The sequence below is a fragment of the Tychonema sp. LEGE 07196 genome, from assembly GCF_963890365.1.
GTDB lineage: Bacteria > Cyanobacteriota > Cyanobacteriia > Cyanobacteriales > Microcoleaceae > Microcoleus.
Map to the genome: position 1 here is coordinate 23,451 of NZ_CAWPRX010000017.1, position 15,352 is coordinate 38,802.

A 15,352-nucleotide genomic window follows, 5' to 3' on the forward strand; every position below is an offset into this window, starting at 1 on the left:
GGGATTGATGGCGCAGCTCTTGGCAGCTACAGATGGGCAATGATAGTATTATAGTATAAATTGATTTAGTTTCATAAAAAAAACAGAATGATTTGGAATTTTTAACCGCAATGCTACTGAAATCAAAACAATGGGTGAATCGAAGCTATCCGGTTCGATTGTAAGCATCTGCGGCTTTGCAAAAAGCATTTTTTTACGATTTCAAAAAAAACCACTAGCGGCCTTGTATAGCAAGCAACCGGAGCACCTCGCACTATAAATGCTTTCGGATAGATACAGCCCTGCTATTTGTCCGTTTTTTTTATTCAATTCATGTAAAAGTAAATTTTATGGAGGGAAATCAGAAAATTGCTTGAGATTGTTTAAAACTATTTGAGGCTTACCTTTGTATTGTTCTATCTTACCGCTGATATAGACATATCCCCGTCCCATACCCGCATAACGCTTCTCGATTAGCCGCTTCAAGGGAGCCTTTTCATCAGTTTTAGCATCAGGTATCCACAAATCTAATCTGTGATACGATGAACCCGCATAAATTCTAGCATGACCGCCGATCCATTGATTAATGCCAGACTGTAAATCGCAGAAAATAGTAATAGGTTGAGCTGTCTCAGAAGCTGCTAAAATTTTCGGGTAGTGCAACCTCACAGAAAGCGCTTCTGTAGTTGCTTCACACAAGCGGAAATCTTCAACAATCGAGCCGCGCATCGACCACCAAGGTAGTAAAATAGTATAGTTGCGACAGGGAATTTTGGCATTGGTAATCGGATTCCAAATCATCAGATTGTAAGCTTTTGCAGCCGATTCTGCTTCAGTCATTGGTCGGTGATACAATCGGGAGCGCCCGTATTTGACAAAGTAGGGACTCCAGCCTTGTTGAATCAGTTTGAGGTTGTAATTTTCTCCATCTTTATGTACGTAACAGAGGAGACGGCCGTAGTTGTCGCGATGTTTTTCTAGAGCAAGTTTAACCGGATCGTCTGTATCAAATTCTATGTCAATTTGAGCAAATTTACCATCTGCTGTAGTGAAGTATTGTTTAGCCATTTCCGAAGCTGCTTTGCCGGCTGCTGTAACAGGTTTTGAACTGTTGGAGTAACTTTCTTCTGTATCGACGCAAATCAGCCGCAGAGACTCGGTTTTGCCGTCGATAGAAATTTTGATGCTGTCGCCATCAACTACTTGAGTTACTTGCAGGTTCTGAATTCTGGTTGCCATATTTTGAACCTTGTTGGACTTGAGACTAGATTCGCATATTTAGGCTAAATTGTACATGAGTTTGCTGCCCAAAGCAATTAGTGAGAACTCAGAAGCGTCAAGTGCACCCAAAAACACGCTACCGGTTAGTGTTGGTATTTTTGATATTGATTTTTGCAAGTTGCTGCGTAACTTATTAAGTCTGGGAAAAAAGCCGTAAAATCTGATTCAAGCTGCTGATAATTAACTGTCAAATCTTCCACTCCACCTGCTAAGTTATTTGTCCGCTTGATTCTTGCCGACATTCGATGGAGAGCAATATCTATTCCGCCAATTTCCTGATAAGAACCGAGCAAGTCGCGGGCGATTATTTGCGGCATAATCCTCTGAAGTGATTCTGGCAATATATCGCGGTTGTCTTGCAAGACTTTGTAGGCTAGGCGGGCAAAATCGCAGAGTGGAACTTCTGAATATTCCAGAAAATTTTTAGCTAAAAAGTGGTCGTAAAATACGTCTATCAAAACTCCAGCAAACCTGCGTCTCTGGGCGCAAACCAGGCTTGTGCTCGATCGCACTACTGCATGAGAGTCGGTATAGATATCTACTTTTCGGTGCAAATCGATGCCGTTTCTAATGTCCTCGGAATAAAGATTGACTGCCGAACCCTTGACAAAATCGCCTAAGAGGTTGCCAATCAGCGATGCTGGCGTACCGTCTGATAAGAATAGATGAGCTAAATAATTCATTGCTACAGTAAAAAAATCTAAGATAGCATAGGGAGAAAGAGTAATGGCTATTCTCGAATGTGTAAAACCGGGTGCTAAATTCGGTCAAATTATTCTGGCCGTCGATCTGACTGTTGCCGGTTCAGTCGATCGCGTTTTAGCAAAAATTCAACACTTAGGATATGACCCAGAAATCCGTCATGTCAACTATCCGTCTGGAGTTCACGTCTTAGCAATTCTCAAAGACGAACAGCATTCAGAAGCAGTCGATGATGACTACTTGCTAGAAGATTGGCTGCAAGTAAGGTCGGAAATTAACAGCGATGCCGTTCATTTGTGGCGAGGTAAATAAGCGAATTAACAATTAAACTGCAGATGAACACAGATGTAAATCTTATCTGCGTTCATCCGCGTTTATCTGCGGTTGCACAGCCCTAGGAACCGCCTCGCAACTTATCCAAAACAGTCCGATCTTCCAAAGTCGAAGTATCCCCAGAAACCTCTTCTCCGGCGGCTAAAGAACGCAGCAAGCGGCGCATAATTTTACCGCTGCGCGTTTTCGGCAAAGCATCGGTAAATCGAATTTCGCCGGGACGGGCGATCGCCCCAATCTCCTTAACAACGTGCTGCTTCAACTCCTTCTCCAATTCTGGACTAGGTTGCTGCGAGTCATCCAGCGTCACAAAAGCGACAATTTCCTCACCTTTAATCTCATCCGGTTTGCCAACAACCGCAGCTTCCGCCACCGCTGGATGCGACACCAAAGCCGATTCAACTTCCATCGTGCCGAGTCGGTGTCCGGCGACATTAATTACATCGTCAACGCGGCCCATTACCCAGAAATAACCGTCTTTATCCTTGTGGGCACCGTCTCCAGCAAAGTAGACGAATTGGCCATCTTTCCGGTGCAAATATTCCCAATAAGTGCGGCGGAAACGATCGGGATCGTTGTAAAGTGTACGCATCATTCCCGGCCAAGGATGTTTTATAACTAAATAACCGCCGCTTTGATTAGTTACTGATTCGCCATCTCGATCGACGACATCGGCAACAATTCCGGGGAAAGGAAGGGTGGCAGAACCGGGTTTTGTAGGAATTGCACCGGGCAAAGCGGCAATCATAATTCCGCCAGTTTCTGTTTGCCACCAAGTATCGACGATTGGACAATTTGAGTTACCAATTACGCGCTGATACCACATCCAAGCTTCTGGATTGATCGGTTCGCCGACTGTTCCTAACAATCGTAAAGATGACAAATCGCGGGCCTTGGGCAAGTCTTCACCCATTTTCATAAAGGTGCGAATTGCTGTTGGTGCGGTGTAGAAAACAGTGACACCGTATTTTTCAATTACGTCCCAAAAACAGCCGGGATTCGACGCGCGGGGCGCACCTTCATACATTAAAGTTGTTGCGCCGTTGGAAAGCGGCCCGTAGAGGATGTAACTGTGGCCTGTAATCCATCCGACATCGGCAGTACACCAATAAACATCGGTATCTTGCAAGTCGAAGATCCACTTGGTTGTCATGTGGGTATAAAGGTTGTAGCCACCGATTGTGTGGACGACTCCTTTCGGTTTGCCTGTGCTGCCGCTGGTGTAGAGTACGAATAGCATATCTTCGCTATCCATTGGTTCGGCGGGACAATTTGCTGAGGCGTTTTTTTGCAGTTCGTGCCACCAAATATCGCGCCCCGGTTTCATCTCAATTTGTTGTTTGGTACGCTGAACTACAAGAACGTTGTTAACGCTTGGTACGGCGTTATTTGCTAATGCTTTATCGACTTGTGCTTTGAGGCCGACGGCGGTATCTTTGCGGAAGCCGCCGTCGGCGGTGATGACGAGTTTTGCTTCGCCGTCCTTGAGGCGATCGCGCAATGCTTCAGCGCTAAATCCGCCGAATACTACGCTGTGTACTGCACCGATTCTGGCACAGGCTAGCATGGCGATCGCAGCTTCGGGAATCATGGGCATATAAATGCCGACGCGATCGCCCTTTTGCACTCCCAATTCTTTGATGACATTAGCCATTTGGCAGACTTCGCGGTGGAGTTGCGCGTAGGTGAGGGTGCGGGAGTCACCGGGTTCGCCTTCCCAGATGAGGGCGGCTTTGTTTTTGCGCGAAGTGGTTAAATGGCGATCGAGACAATTGTAAGAAATGTTAATTTTGCCATTGACAAACCATTTAGCAACAGGTGGCTGCCAGTCGAGTACGGTATCCCACTTTTGGAACCAGTCTAATTCTTGGGTAGCGAGTTCTGCCCAAAATGCTTGGGGGTCAGCTTTGGCTTTGTCGTAGAGGGCGCGGTACTCTTCTAGGCTTTTGACGTGAGCTTTTTGGGAGAATTCAGCCGTGGGCGGGAATAGGCGTTTTTCATGCAGAATTGATTCGATCGTATCTTGTGACATCGCTGTTAATTTTTTTTTCAGTTACTCTTTTTAACTATTGTTTGCACAAGTTGGGGCAAAAGTATGTTTATTTTCCTTAAGATTTGGGGGGATTTTGTCAATTTTGGAGCGGCGCGAGAAATTATAGCACTGGTAAATTGTAAATTCTATCTTGGTACTCATTATCAAATGACGCTTCATAAATCAGAAGCAGTAATTCAATATTTTGACCTATACTCATCTTGGTATTCAGGATAAATCTTCCTGGAATATGGCTATTTTGCTCTAGATCTTCTGTTAAATGAACAGGCATAGAGCGGCGATTGTTGGTAACAAGAATGAAATTGTGGATTTCGCACCAAATAATAATTTCTGGATCGAGAGTGCCTTTGGAAGGTGCTGTTAATTCTCCCAATGCTAGAACAACCAGATCGGGATTGCGCCTGCGAATTTGGTTGAGATAGGCAGGAAGAATCGACATTTTCATCAAAGAGATATTGGATGGGCATCAGTTTTGCTCCTGGCATCTCTTTCTGCTTTGAATTTGCGGAGTTTTTCTGTCACTGGAGGAGGATTGCGACGTTGTTCTTCTCGCATTTGTTCTCCCCATTCCAGCCATTCAGTTATGTACTTACCGACTGCTTCTTTGTTGTGCAGGTAGTACAAAATTGTTGCATAAACTTGTTCGAGGGTGAGGGATGTATAAATGTTAGCGATTTCTTCGGGAGTTCGGGCGCGAAACAGGTATTCGTAGAGAATGGTTTCGATGCCGATTCGGGAACCTTTGAGCCGAATGTCGTCAGGTCTTAGGAAGTTAAAATATTCTTCTAGCTGCATGGCTGGTTCTGGGTGATATCTGGTATGATTGTATCACAAGTAATTGTCTGTTTGGGGATTGAGATAGTTTACGGTTTTTTGGGAATGATTTAACCGCAGAGAGCGCAGAGAGCGCAGAGGAAGAGAGAGATGAATAATTCTGATACCAATGGGTTTTAATGGTTGCTTAAACATCATCAATTTATCTCAATTTTAAGATAAGATTATACCAAGTCTGCAATATACTTGACATGAACAGCCGATCGCACAAAAGCTATGACTCAAAATTTAGAAGCCAGCCAACTTTCGCTAAATGACGTTCGCCGCCTTCTCAAACTGGATGAGGGAGAAGCAGATTCGCTGACTGATTTTTTTCCCCTGGAACCGTTGAGCGAATCTGAACAGCAGGAATTATTGAAAATTAGACAGAACTTTCGTCGGTACTTAGCAGCAGGTAAAGTATCTGAAGAAATGGTGAAGTTTTTAGCACTTTCGCCTTTAATGCGATTAACTGGATTTTTCGATGTTCCGGTGGTGTTGACAATGGAAGATAGCATTCCGATCGAGGTTGAAGATGAAGATACTTTAATTAAAGGGCGGTTGGATATTCTCGCTGTAAATGGGCCGGATGCGGAGATTGGGGCGGCGCAGTTCTGGATTTTGGTGGTGGAGGCGAAAAATAGCGCGATCGACTCCTGGGCCGGTTTACCGCAATTGCTGACTTATGCGTTTAAGAGTTTGCAGCAGCAACCGTCTGTTTGGGGATTGACGACGAATGGACGCAACTATCAGTTTGTGTATCTGACGCGGGGGAATCCTTGCACTTATCAGCTTTTACCGGAATTGAATTTGATTGATAAAGGGCGATCGATCGAGTTGGCCCAAGTTTTGAAAGCGATTTGCAAGTTGCAGAATGTGCAGTTGCAAATCGCATAAGTAGTGTTATGTTCCTAACGTCATTACCGCATCTTTGTTGCTGCCGCATCCCCATATTCGCCCATCCACTCCTGCTTCGGATTCACCGTAAAAAGCAAAACTTCTGCAATGCCAAAAATCATATTTTTGCGCTGAAAAGCCTGTTTGCGTTTAATCCTTTCTCGGCGTTGGAAATCAAAGTAGGCATCGGGTGAAGCGTCGCTCAATTCCGTTACCTCCAAGGTAAGGGTATTAGCAATTTGTCGCAGCCGCTGCAAATGTATTTGCAAAAGTTTGCTCGGAGTAACACTCGGCTGGTTAATCCACAAACTCCGAGGATGACCGAGCAGATAAATTAAACCGAGTAGGAAACCGCTCGTTTTGCGATCGGTGGTAGATAATGACCAATCGGGTTCCAAGGTACTGATGATTGTGACTGCAACTGGCATTAGCCTGCCTGAAAGAACTATTTGATTGACTTCAGCCCAGCAATAATGTTTTGGATGAAAAAAGAGCCTAGCAAAACCACTTTTTTGTTTACCACAAATCACTGTAAAATCGATGAGTTTGGCAAAGCCCGCAGATTCTAGAGCATTGGTATATTGCTGCAACGATTTGACATCTAGTTGCGGAAATTCATCGGGTTCAACTGCTACGAATTCTTGCTTCTTTAAGTAGTCTTGAAGCATCAAAGGTTTCAAAAAAAGCAACAGTAGCACTACGAAGCCAATGAGCCAAGTCACCACAGGAACTAAAACAGCAATCAGCCATGCTGGGGCTGCCAAAAATCTGAGAATCCCAATTAGGTAATACCTTATTATTGGGGATACAAACGCGGTAACGATGAAGGCAAGTACAAAAAGAAGAATTTTTTTCATTCCGTCAATATCCTCAGACTTGAATAAATATTTTAAAAGCGATCGCTCTGCTGGTTGCTGTTTAGACAATTGTTTTAAAAAGCAATTATCTACTAATTAAAACTAATATTAATACCGAAACTTCCCGACATCAAACTTTATTAACTATTTGTAATATCACGAACAAACCAAAAACATTTGCATCTTAATTTTGTATATTTTAATCTCTATCTACTTAAGTAAATTCTCGATATTAAACTGCACACCGTTCATATTCTAAAACTATCTCGGTAATTTCCGCCGCAGGCATATCAGCTTGTTCAGAACTGATTGACGCAGATAATTTTAGGGTATTTTCCGATTTTTTAAATTCAATGCTGCTGATGCCGGCAGTCAAAACTGAAACTTTCAAAAGCCCGATCGCCCGCAACCCCTTTTCAACTCCTCGAATCCGCGTCGCAACATTGAAATAAGATTAACAAAAGTTCGATCGCGCGCAAGTACCTAAAAATCGGCAAGGAGTCGCACCAGTGGCACAGGGAGAAGGCACACCAACACCAACACAGACAGACAATCGGGACTATTCCTGGCCATTTTGGCCGATCGTCCCAATCTATCCCTACGGCAAGCGGCGCACCATCCGCAAAGAAATAGTCAAAGACAAAATCTGGACTTTTGACCAACTGCAAGGCATTTTCTACGTGATTGTGCCGGTGCGGATGACGGTTATTAAACTAGAATCCCAAGGGCTTCTAGTCTACGCCCCCGTCGCACCGACTCGCGAGTGCATCCGCTTGCTAAACGAGTTAGTAGCAGAGCACGGCGAAGTTAAGTATATTTTGCTGACAACCGGTTCCGGCATCGAGCACAAAGTGTTTGTCGGCCCGTTTGCGAGGTGTTTTCCCGCAGCGCAGGTGTTTGTCGCCCCGCAGCAGTGGAGTTTCCCCATAAATTTGCCCCTGAGTTGGCTGGGTTTGCCGGCAAAACGCACCTCTGTACTGCCCCGTGACAGCAGCAACACGCCCCTCGCAGGTGAATTTGACTGGGCAATCCTAGGCCCGATCGACCTCGGTTTGGGCCGCTTCGCTGAAGTTGCCTTATTTCACAGGCAGTCGCGCACGCTGATGCTAACAGATTCCGTCGTTTCCATTCCCGAAAACCCGCCCGCGATTCTCCAACTCGACTCCTACCCGCTGCTGTTTCACGCCAAAGACACCGCATCGGATGTGGTGGCAGACACCGAGGAAAATCGGCGTAAAGGATGGCAGAGAATCGCCTTATTTGCCATGTATTTTCGCCCCAGCGTGCTGGAAGTGCCGCCCTGGTCGGGGGTGTTTGACAGAGCTATCAAAGCGCCAGAACGCTCTAGAAAAGCTTATTTTGGGTTGTATCCGTTCCAGTGGAAACCTGGTTGGGCGCGATCGTTCGAGGCTTTGCGGGGTGGAGGGCGGTTGTTGGTTGCGCCGGTTTTGCAGGCTTTGATTCTCAACCGCGCGCCGAGGGAAACTCTCGATTGGGCCGATCGAGTTGCGAGTTGGGATTTTGAGAGGATTGTACCTTGTCACTTCGATCGCGCGATCGACTCCCGCCCCCGCGAATTTCGGCAAGCATTCTCGTTTCTAGAAAGATACTCGCCTGTTAATTCTTTACCCGAAGATGATTTAAAATTGCTCAGAGATATTGATGCCGGTTTGAATAAAACGGGTTTAGTTCCGCCTGCAAAAGACAAGGTTTAATGGGATAGTTACGGACGCATTTTGACCAAAGAAACCGGTTTTTTTAGGCAGCATCTGAGTTTGGCATTTAATGATAGTGCGATCGTCCCCGGTCGCACTATCATTAAAAAAATGTTTTTTACCCTGCAGGAAATGCTCCAGTTTTTTATTTAATTTGGGGCAATTGCTCAGGATTAGCGTAAAAAATCAGATTTCTGACTGCCGGTTTCGAGCTAAATTTGTCCCAAGTTTCAACCACACAAACTCACGTTTTTTTCAACTTAAACTCATCAAATTTTACAACATTTGACTTTGGTTTCCGCGTATCAAAATAATAGCTGCTAACCGTACCTTTCCCAGTATCAAAAATACTGAAAGCCGTAATATCGTTGCTCTCAATATACGGCAGCGGTAGCCCGGTTTTCCCCAACAAAGGCGCTACAGTCGGCACCACAGGTTCCAATCCGTTCGGGTCTCCAATAGCGCTGTAATCCTCGCGATATGCCGGCGGCACAAATCGGCGCTTTTCCCCTACAAACGCACCGTAACTGTTGCCTACATTAGAAGTCTCTAAAAAGTGCATTCCAGTCGAACTCACAAACCGATTCCACAAATGCGAGTGTCCGTACAATACCAACTGCACGCCCGCTGTTTCTAGCAGCGGCACCACATCCCGAATAAGATAATCTTGCTGTTTCGGATATTCGTAACGCACCATCTTAATCTCGCCATCCTCAGTGCGATCGACTATTTGTACCGGGTCAGTATAAGCAGGTACAATATTGTCGCCGAGAGAATGCGGCGGGTAGTGAAACATCACAATTTTATATTTTGCCTGCTGAAATTGGACACTGTTTAATTCTTTTTCCAGCCAAGTATATTGATCGCTGCCCTTGACAATTGGCTCGAAAATATGCTGTCCGTATCCCCATTTTTCGGGACGGTCAAAATCTTCGTCCCGTTCCCGATACCTGCCTCTGGCCTCCGGGTCTAAATTCGGAGTCCGCGAGATATTTGTAACATATAAAGTCACTAACCGCACGTCCCCAAAAGTCACGGCATAATAATTTTGGTCGCTTGGTAAGCTAAAAATTTCGTTGTAGGTATCGCTGTTAAAACTATTATTTTTTAACAAAACATCTTTGTTTTTTACCCCATATTTTTGAGTGAGGTATGGATATATTTTCTGGACTGCAGCGCGGGGGAAAGAGTCGTTAAACTGGTCGTTCAGGGTGCTGGTAGTTGAAAACCTCCCCATGATTTCATGGTTCCCAATTGCGGGAAATAAGGGCGCGTGCTGGATCAGTTCGCCGCCGCCGTACACTGTTTTGATGCCGTTTTTGTCGAGTTCCGAGAAGGCGCGGCCTTGCAAACTGGGGAAAAAGGCGCGCCCTCGGTAGTCGTCGAACCATTCGGAAGCGCGATCGGCTATATTAATTAAATTCCCAGCCATGAAAACCGCGTCAACTTTATCAATTGTTTCTGTTACTTTCTGGAGATTGGCTGCTGTCATCGGCATCAATTGATGGTCGGAAGTGAGAAGAATTTTGAGCGGTATTCCTGCTGCTGGTGTCGGAGAAAGTGTAAAAACTTTGCTGCTGACAGATGTGCCGTCTTTTTTGTAGCTGGTTACTAGATAAGGAGTCCGCACATCGGGCGTTAAATTGCGGACTTCTGCTTCGTGTCGCCAGATGTCGCGCACAATGGGATTGTTGTTAGTTATTCCCTGTTTCATTTCATCGGGAATTTGCGAGTCTTTGTCTTCTCTGGTGCGGCTTAGCTTGGTAGTATTTGCTGCGGCAGTTTTATTTAAGTTTTTTCCGTAACTAACAGTGTTGCTAGTACCTATAAACTCGGTAAACCAAACAACTCGCACCGAGTTTGCTGTGGGAAATTGCAGAAACGGGTCGGTTAAAAGTTGGGGTTTGTTGAATAATGATTGTACAATCAAACTTAGTAAGAGGACAATTAAAATCAAAACAGCAAAAAACCACAGGTTGCGAGAAGAACCTTGGGAAATTTCTGATTTATCGGGTAAGGGTGTTAACATAAGTTATTAATTATTAGTTATTAGCTTGTAGGAAAGAGTTTCACCGACCAAAGAGAAATCCTAACAAATACATCTAAACCTGCCTTTTAAAAAATAAACTGCCAACGCTATCAAAAAGTTAAAAGAGCGGTAAAATATCTCACATATAACAAACCTCAACCATTTTTTCACATCTTCTCATCTCTGCATTCCCTTTCTCTGCATTCTCTTTCTCTGCGCCCTCTGCGTTCTCTGCGGTTCATAAAAAAAATACTTTGCACAAATTATTTAGACTTGCTACACACAAATCTTACCACCATCTGACACCTAAAATATCAAATAGATATGACCCGCCACCTTCTTAAAGCTAACTGCAAAACTGTACACTTAGGCGGCTTCTCTCCCAACCTCGAATTCGATCGCACCGATATCGAAATCTATTCAGGATATGATGTTGCTGACAATGTACAGCCGGAATTTCTTACCCCGGAATTGCTTAGATATTTGTCAAAATTTGCCTCCCAACCGCAAAGTCGGGACAAGGAGACGGCGAAGTTAACAATACTGCGATGGAAACCTCGATGAACGGAACTGTTAAAATTATCTTGTTTAAGGATTTATTTGTGATATTTTTGTTGTCTGAAAATCCTACTCATGTTGCGATTTTGGGATTCGGTAGCACATTAGATAAAGCCGGGAAAATGGCGGTAAAACAGACGGTTTATGGGTTGTAAAAGTTTGCAGCTTTCAAAGAGGAAGATGCTGATGTTTTGTGTTCTATTGCGGTAATTTTTCGGAGGGCGCAGGCTTTCAACAATCCCCAAAAAAAGTTCGCGGAATGGTGCCCAAGTCTATTTTGCCGGAGGTAAAAATTTGTGAGCGCCAAATCTGAGATAGTATGATAGCACGCGATCGACTAAACAAGCTCGATCGCGATCGCACGAATTACACAAATTTATCACTGCGGTGGGTCGATCGCGATCGCACGAGCGTTGAAAATTCAGCTTAAGATTGGGATAAGTTGCAAATCTTATTTCAATCGAGCTCAGCATGAAAAACCACACTGACGATTTTGCCAAACAGGATTTAGTCGATCGGGCTTTTGGAAGTCCAAACATCCCCGATCCCACAGCGTGGGTAGACGAACATTATTTTCTAGCTAATTTCGCCAATACTCTGGCCCACCTTCAAGAACATTTATCGGATGACAGTCGAGAAATCGGCGAGAGTGGCGACTCTGGCGAAGCGAGATTGTCGATCGACGGTAAAATTAGAGATATGTTGAAAGCTACTTTTAGCGATGACTGCTGGCAGTATGTCGAAGGTTTATTGTGAGTTGGGTCAACTTGTACCTCGATCGCTTTAGATCGCAAACTAAGCTGTACTGCATTTCAATTGTACATTAGACCAGATTGCAAAAATCCTCAACTCTTCAGGAAATTATTTGCGTTGAGCTCGGTTGCTCTGCTTGAAATGTGCGATCGATCCTGTGACTTATGCCAGAGATGATTAAAACTCATCAAATCATCTGCTGTCTTGACCTCGGACATTTTTAAAATCCTTGTGATTTATTATACTTTAGGTTTCTCGTAAATTAAGGTCGTCAGGAATTTTAATCGATCGCAAAAACTCGGCACTTTCCTCCGGCAAAGCACTATTGATAAACATCCCGCTACCCAACTCAAACCCAGCCTGCTTCGTGACTCTGGGAATAATTGCGATATACCAGTGAAAATATTTGGTTCCTTGTTCGGCAGTGGGAACCGATCGAATACTATAATTATAATCTGGATCGTTCAATCCGTAATAAAGCTGAGCGAGTACAGTTTTCAAAGTATCAGCAAGACCAATAATTTCCTCATCAGTAATATCATCAAACGAAGACGAATGCCGGCGCGGAAAAATCCAAATATGAAAGGGCGAAAGTGCAGCAAAAGGGATACAAGCTACAAAATCTTTGCTTTCAAAAATTACTCTTTCACGCGCCGCTAACTCATCTTCCAAAGTCCGGCAAAACAAACATTCTCCAGTGTCGTCAAAATATCTAATAGCTTCGTCGATCCGCCTGCGAAATTGGTTAGGCACAACGGGCGTAGCTGCTATTTGCGAGTGAGGATGTTCGAGAGAAGTTCCGGCAGTTGGGCCGTGATTTTTAAAGATCACAATTGTTTCAATATAAGGATATTTTCTAATTTCTAAATAGCGCTGGCGATATACTAAAAGTATGTTGGCAACTTCTTCAACGGTCAACAAAGCAGTAGTCAAATCATGTCGCGGGTGTTCGACAATTACTTCGTGAATGCCGATTCCCGACATGGTGCGGTAAATTCCTGATGATATCCTGAGCCGTTCTGCTGTCGGGGAGAGGGCGGGATATTTGTTAGTCATTGCCCTGACTTTCCAGCCAGTGCGCTCATCTCTCAAACGACAAGTTTCTAAGGTTCCGTCTTCTTCGTTTCCCACGCAAAACGGGCAATCGGCACGGTATGGCGGCACTGCTACAATCGATTTTTTTGTATTAGCAAATTCGTCCGGTCTTTTTGCCCGTTCGGTGGCGATGATTACCCAATCTCTGGTAATTAGGTTTTGTCTAAGTTCAGACATTTGATTACTTTACTTTTCACAGTTTAACTGTTTTTAAGTATAAATTAAAACTTGCATTATGTCAGTATCTGTTTGTAGATATTTAATAAATCTTGATATTGACGTAAGAACGTATTAAATAGATTGTTATGAATAAAGTTAATTAGAGCAATAGTGAATTGCCAATCATTCTGATAAAATAGATTCATCGCAACAGCTAGGAACTAATCTATGGTTCTCCAAATTAATCCCGCGAAGCAAGAACCAGTTGTTACTTGGGAAAAACTGCCATCTGACTTTATATTACCGGACGAACCCGTGGAAAACATTCAACAGCCACCGCTGGCTGCCGCGCTGACGGATGCCCTCGGTACGTCCGATCGCATCCAACCCGAAATGTTGATTGCATCGAATTTTGCGATCGCAGCTACCGTCAATCAAAAAACCGTAGTGAAAGCGCCAGACTGGATGTACGTGCCGCGAGTATTGCCGTTAGCCGAAGGAGTGATTCGCCGCAGTTATACGCCGTCTTTGGAGGGCGATCGAGTTGTCATCGCGATGGAATTTCTCTCAGAAACCGACGCTGGCGAATACTCAGTTCGCGCCAAATATCCCTACGGAAAACTGTATTGCTACGAGCAAATTTTGCAGATTCCTACCTACGTTATTTTTGACCCTTATGCACTCGATTTGGAAGTGCGCTGTCTGGAAGAAAATCAATATGTTTTGCAGTCACCGACAGCCGAGGGACGTTACTGGATACCGGAAATTAATTTGTTTTTGGGCATTTGGTACGGAACGCGATTGGGTACAACTATGCACTGGTTGCGGTGGTGGGATGCAGCGGGAAATTTGCTGCTTTGGAGCTCGGAAAAATCGGAATTGGAACGACAAAGGGCTGAACAGGAAAGGCAAAGGGCCCAAAGTGCGATCGCCCAATTAGAAACTGAACGCCAGCGCAGCGAATCACTCGCGCGTCAACTTCGGGAATTGGGAATCGATCCGAATGCTTAAAATGCCTATTCCTGCGGGGATAGTTGCGCTTGATGCCCTTTTCTCGATTCATCAAAATTGCGGAAAGGGCGATCGGGCTATCTGGATATATCAATAACTTGAAGCATTAGACATAAATCTATTTCTTACGCCCTAAATTACCCGGAGTAGCGATGAAAGCAATTAAAGTGATGGCATCGAGTTGATTCTGCTTGGTCTGACTATGGGCGTGCTGGCTTTATTTAATCCTAAATCACACTCATAGTGTGTAGATTTTGGAGTGCAGTCACCGATATCTTGCTTATGTGGCAGAAAATCCAGAGCTCAAAAAATTTGGAGAGCAAGTTCGCAGGCTAAGAACATCAAAAGGCTTTTCCCAAGAAAAGTTAGCAGAACTAGCCGGACTGCACCGCAACTACATTGGTGGTATTGAGCGGGGTGAGAGGAACATAGCCCTGTTAAACATTTTGCGGTTAGCAAAAGCTCTAGGAGTATCGCCCAGCGAACTATTGCGGGAAATAGAGTAAATGCAATCACCCTATACGGGGCTTCCTGTCCAAGATTGGGAAAAGAAGACACGGGAACTCATAGATATACACCCACTAGATCCACAAGTAATTTATGACGTGGTTATTCAAGTTTGGAGTGAAATTTTTCAATCCAGCATAACCAGCAGAGGCTACAGAATAGGAATAAATTTATTCCCGACTCCCCAAATCATGGGCTTCTTTTTACATGAACTAATCCCATTAGAGCTCGCCAGTAAATACCCCGGAATTTGGCGGCGCGATCACAGTGCCATTGAAAAAGATATTGTTTACATCCCTAACAATGACTTCTCCATTGAAATTAAAACTTCTTCAAGTAGTCGTAACACTTATGGTAATCGTAGTTATGCCCAACAAAGTGGCACAGGAGCAAAACCGAAGAAAGACAAGTCCGGGTATTATCTTGTAGTTAATTTCCAGAAATTCGATCCAAAAATTCAAAGTGCACAAACTCTAAATATTAATTTAGTTAGATTTGGATGGATAGATCGAGAAGATTGGCAAGGACAAACAGCGGCCACTGGTCAGCAAGCTAAATTAAGCCCTGATGTAGAGCGATATAAGTTACTGCAATTGCCTATTTAGCAAGA

At 44.2% G+C, this 15,352-nt stretch carries 17 protein-coding genes; 8 read left to right on the top strand and 9 right to left on the bottom strand.

Annotated elements, in window-relative coordinates; all coding sequences use genetic code 11:
* Window positions 1–327 precede the first annotated feature (327 nt).
* Window positions 328–1,218: a thermonuclease family protein gene (locus tag AACV78_RS02245; RefSeq protein WP_194008087.1), complete on the bottom strand. Its 891-nt coding sequence runs from the start codon at window positions 1,216–1,218 to the stop codon at window positions 328–330.
* A 125-nt stretch (window positions 1,219–1,343) separates the two neighbouring features.
* Window positions 1,344–1,943 (bottom strand): acyl carrier protein phosphodiesterase, encoded by a 600-nt coding sequence (locus AACV78_RS02250; RefSeq protein ID WP_194008086.1) that lies wholly within the window; start codon window positions 1,941–1,943, stop codon window positions 1,344–1,346.
* 43 nt (window positions 1,944–1,986) lie between these two features.
* Here AACV78_RS02250 and AACV78_RS02255 point away from each other — a divergent pair, with 43 nt between their 5' ends.
* Window positions 1,987–2,274 (top strand): hypothetical protein, encoded by a 288-nt coding sequence (locus AACV78_RS02255; RefSeq protein ID WP_194008085.1) that lies wholly within the window; start codon window positions 1,987–1,989, stop codon window positions 2,272–2,274.
* 82 nt (window positions 2,275–2,356) lie between these two features.
* On the opposite strand, the gene acs is transcribed toward AACV78_RS02255, so the two are convergent.
* The 3 genes from acs to AACV78_RS02270 form a co-directional block, all read right to left on the bottom strand.
* Complete coding sequence (acs, locus tag AACV78_RS02260) at window positions 2,357–4,327, bottom strand: acetate--CoA ligase (protein ID WP_194008084.1); 1,971 nt, start codon at window positions 4,325–4,327, stop codon at window positions 2,357–2,359.
* A gap of 121 nt (window positions 4,328–4,448) precedes the next feature.
* Window positions 4,449–4,787, bottom strand: coding sequence for a DUF5615 family PIN-like protein (locus AACV78_RS02265; RefSeq protein ID WP_228042044.1), 339 nt, complete (start codon window positions 4,785–4,787; stop codon window positions 4,449–4,451).
* Between the two features lie 5 nt (window positions 4,788–4,792).
* Window positions 4,793–5,143, bottom strand: coding sequence for a DUF433 domain-containing protein (locus AACV78_RS02270; RefSeq protein WP_194008082.1), 351 nt, complete (start codon window positions 5,141–5,143; stop codon window positions 4,793–4,795).
* Between the two features lie 255 nt (window positions 5,144–5,398).
* Here AACV78_RS02270 and AACV78_RS02275 point away from each other — a divergent pair, with 255 nt between their 5' ends.
* Window positions 5,399–6,058 (top strand): restriction endonuclease subunit R, encoded by a 660-nt coding sequence (locus tag AACV78_RS02275; RefSeq protein WP_194008081.1) that lies wholly within the window; start codon window positions 5,399–5,401, stop codon window positions 6,056–6,058.
* A 23-nt stretch (window positions 6,059–6,081) separates the two neighbouring features.
* On the opposite strand, the gene AACV78_RS02280 is transcribed toward AACV78_RS02275, so the two are convergent.
* Together AACV78_RS02280 and AACV78_RS02285 are read right to left on the bottom strand one after the other, a co-directional pair.
* Window positions 6,082–6,984, bottom strand: coding sequence for a hypothetical protein (locus AACV78_RS02280; protein ID WP_194008080.1), 903 nt, complete (start codon window positions 6,982–6,984; stop codon window positions 6,082–6,084).
* Window positions 6,985–7,147: 163 nt separating this feature from the next.
* Complete coding sequence (locus AACV78_RS02285; RefSeq protein ID WP_194008079.1) at window positions 7,148–7,306, bottom strand: hypothetical protein; 159 nt, start codon at window positions 7,304–7,306, stop codon at window positions 7,148–7,150.
* A 118-nt stretch (window positions 7,307–7,424) separates the two neighbouring features.
* On the opposite strand from AACV78_RS02285, the gene AACV78_RS02290 reads away from it, so the two are divergent.
* Window positions 7,425–8,630, top strand: a complete 1,206-nt coding sequence (locus AACV78_RS02290) for a DUF4336 domain-containing protein (protein ID WP_194008078.1) — start codon at window positions 7,425–7,427, stop codon at window positions 8,628–8,630.
* A gap of 244 nt (window positions 8,631–8,874) precedes the next feature.
* On the opposite strand, the gene AACV78_RS02295 is transcribed toward AACV78_RS02290, so the two are convergent.
* Window positions 8,875–10,659, bottom strand: a complete 1,785-nt coding sequence (locus AACV78_RS02295; protein WP_194008077.1) for a metallophosphoesterase family protein — start codon at window positions 10,657–10,659, stop codon at window positions 8,875–8,877.
* A gap of 324 nt (window positions 10,660–10,983) precedes the next feature.
* Between AACV78_RS02295 and AACV78_RS02300 the strand changes: the two genes are divergently transcribed.
* Entirely contained in the window at window positions 10,984–11,223 is a 240-nt protein-coding gene (locus AACV78_RS02300) for a hypothetical protein (RefSeq protein ID WP_228042045.1), read from the top strand.
* Between the two features lie 465 nt (window positions 11,224–11,688).
* Window positions 11,689–11,973 (top strand): hypothetical protein, encoded by a 285-nt coding sequence (locus AACV78_RS02305; protein ID WP_194008076.1) that lies wholly within the window; start codon window positions 11,689–11,691, stop codon window positions 11,971–11,973.
* 243 nt (window positions 11,974–12,216) lie between these two features.
* Here the strand turns inward: AACV78_RS02305 and galT are convergent, their stop codons facing one another.
* On the bottom strand, window positions 12,217–13,242 hold the full coding sequence (gene galT / locus AACV78_RS02310; protein WP_194008075.1) for a galactose-1-phosphate uridylyltransferase: 1,026 nt from the start codon (window positions 13,240–13,242) through the stop codon (window positions 12,217–12,219).
* Window positions 13,243–13,452: 210 nt separating this feature from the next.
* Between galT and AACV78_RS02315 the strand changes: the two genes are divergently transcribed.
* The 3 genes from AACV78_RS02315 (at window position 13,453) to AACV78_RS02325 (ending at window position 15,347) form a co-directional block, all read left to right on the top strand.
* Window positions 13,453–14,235, top strand: coding sequence for a Uma2 family endonuclease (locus AACV78_RS02315; RefSeq protein ID WP_194008074.1), 783 nt, complete (start codon window positions 13,453–13,455; stop codon window positions 14,233–14,235).
* Window positions 14,236–14,519: 284 nt separating this feature from the next.
* The gene (locus tag AACV78_RS02320; protein WP_194008073.1) at window positions 14,520–14,741 is read left to right on the top strand and encodes a helix-turn-helix domain-containing protein; all 222 of its coding nucleotides are present in this window, start codon (window positions 14,520–14,522) and stop codon (window positions 14,739–14,741) included.
* Window positions 14,742–15,347 (top strand): ScaI family restriction endonuclease, encoded by a 606-nt coding sequence (locus AACV78_RS02325; protein ID WP_194008072.1) that lies wholly within the window; start codon window positions 14,742–14,744, stop codon window positions 15,345–15,347.
* Window positions 15,348–15,352: the final 5 nt, after the last annotated feature.